This window comes from Symplocastrum torsivum, assembly GCF_059505465.1.
Genome location: NZ_JCACKQ010000006.1, coordinates 1 through 2498, shown reverse-complemented (window position 1 = coordinate 2498; position 2498 = coordinate 1). Strand labels below are relative to the sequence as shown.

Annotated in this window: 2 protein-coding genes; one reads left to right on the top strand and one right to left on the bottom strand. The window is 42.3% G+C overall.

Annotated features, from left to right (window positions below; genetic code table 11):
- The coding region (locus AC5JL3_RS01745; RefSeq protein ID WP_496072850.1) for a hypothetical protein at positions 1-1175 on the top strand (1175 nt) is incomplete at its 5' end.
- Positions 1176-1397: 222 nt separating this feature from the next.
- Here the strand turns inward: AC5JL3_RS01745 and AC5JL3_RS01740 are convergent.
- Positions 1398-2357 carry a restriction endonuclease gene (locus tag AC5JL3_RS01740; protein WP_496072849.1) on the bottom strand — a complete coding sequence of 320 codons (960 nt, stop codon included), beginning with the start codon at positions 2355-2357 and terminating at the stop codon, positions 1398-1400.
- Positions 2358-2498 lie beyond the last annotated feature (141 nt).

The window sequence follows — 2498 nt, the reverse complement described above, 5'->3', positions numbered from 1 at the left end:
ATCGCTTGCGTAGAGAAGGCAGTACAAGAGTCTTACTTAGAGAAGTCGCTAACGAATTCCCCAACGATTTAGCTGCTCAGAATCAATCGCTTGATAGCCGTCGCAATGGTTCATTGAATCGAGTAGTTCGTGAGTATTTTGGTGATAAAGGCGATTCAGAGCCAGTCCTGGCTTTTCGTTACGAGGAAGAACAGGACAACTGCAAAGCGCTAAGAGCAGCCTACGGAGCGCTGGCAACTGACAGAGATTGCGGTCGTTCCGTAGGTTCCAAGATGCTGCATTATGCCCGTCTGTTGGGTCATTTCGTCAAGGAGAATCCCACTGATAGAGAGCTGCAAGGGGTAGCGACAAGCCTGGGTTACGCCGATTATTTCACCTCGAAGCCCGTTCCCTTCCCTACGGCTCCACAGAAAGAGAAAGTGATGCAGGTGAGGGTTACTGATGAAGACTATGAAACCATCAAGCGTTTACAGAAGGACTGGGAAGCGCCCAATCAGCAGAGCGTTGTCAGTCACTTAATCGAGTCCCAGCAGAAGCTTGCTGAGTTAGGAAAGCAGTTACTAGAAGCCAAGACACAAATTAACCAGTTAAAGGAAGAGAGAGAAAAAATGTCACAGGTACAACCTCAGCAAGTCACAGTTAGTCAGTCCGAACTGGAAGCAATGATCGAGCGAATGGTTACACAGAAGATAGAACAAGCGCTGTCAAATCTTCCAACGACTCAGCAAGTCAGCCAGACCCGTGAGAGCAAGCCAGCAACTCAGACACCCGCTAAGCCTCAAGAGGTGATTGACTGGGTTGGAATGTCTAACGCTGATTTGTGGGCAACCAAGGTTAAGGGAGCAAGTGAAGAGAAGATCCGCCGCAGCTATGAAGCTATCTGCCTATACAACGACACAGTAGCAACTGGAGATGATGACCGCTTGGCAATCACTAACCAAGCCCTTAGAGAGCTTTCAAGGGTCAATGGCTTGATAGTTGGAGACTGGATTAAGAGCCATGCTGATGAGGTGATTAGCCACAATAGCAAGCATGGGATGCAGAATTCTAAAGACCCGTCTAAGACTGAGACTTACTACAACAAGCATCATGGTGCTGAGACGATTAGCAAGATTCTGAGTTCGGTCAATGAGCGGTTCCTAGACGGTGAAGCGTTGAAATCTCAGCAGAAGTGAGACGAAACTATTTCTCTGATACCTCTCTCAGGACATCTGAGGGAGGTTTACTGTATGACGAAACATGAAGCCCCTGTAATGTACTACAGCCGCCAATTGAAGAGTTTGCGATCTTATATTTCCTCAGAAAAAGAGTCCTCACACTAGATAAAAAAAACTGTTTTGAATAGCCGTCAATATTGACTACCAGTTATCTCCTAACCCTACTTGCCATGCTCATTTTTAGTAGCTATCACGTTTTAATTTCTCTAACTGACTGGCATTGAACCACCGTATTTTTACTAAGAATTTTTTTTTATACTTTATTAAAACTTCAAGCAGTCCCTCTCTTGAACTACTGGAGGCAACATATATAGCTTTATAACCTTCCTCTCTACGTTTTCGGTTTACAGTTAAGGTTCCCTCACCTAATAAAACCCTTGAATGTGTACTAAAATCATCTGTCTGAAATATTGGTTGAATAACTTTATCCCTTTTCTCCAAAAGATAGTTAAACAAGTAATTAACTGGAAACGTATTATCTTCAGGTAAGATATCCTTAAAAGGGTCTGAACACCATTCTTCAAGTTCTTCTGATCTCACATGATACATACACCAAAGGAAAGCTAACTCTTCTGACGTAAGCCTGCTTGGGTCAAGATTTTTATAAAGTAAAAAAAGTGTTTCAGCTTCAGGAACAAGATCCAAAGATTGCCAAGCTTCTCTTGAGACTCTTAAAAGCTTAGAATACTTATCCCCAAAATATTTAGCCGTAATGTCTTGAAATGCTACAAGAAAATTCTTTAGCGCTTTTCCTTCAATACAATGAATTTTGTAAAAGGGTTTTTGCAAATCTATTATCTTGTCAAGCCAGACCCTAGTATTATTAGTGAGGTAAGAACTTGTTATAAAAACAAGATGATTAGGTCTCTCAGCATTTGCCCAAGCGATTTTAGTGTCTAAATCGGTTACGTTTATCCCAGTAGAGTGACGTTTACATTCAATAAACCATTTCTCCGTATAACTTTGTACTAGTGGATTTATGACAGAAAAATTAACTTCAAGATCTCGCCCATTATCGGCACCACCAAGCCGCCAAACAGGAGAATGAAAACCTAGTCTTAAAAGTAAATCCAAGCACATTTCTTCAAATTCACCATCGGTGAGAGTGTCAAAGTTTATATCATCTTCTGCATAAATCATGCTTTATACGTGTAATTGCCTGATTGTTAATTAAACAGCAGATCGCCCGTTCCGGTCAGTAGTCGGTAGTCGGTAGTCAGTAGAGGCTATCCCTACTCCCTCAATATCAAGCCGTGAGACGCGCTAGACGATAGCTCGGTA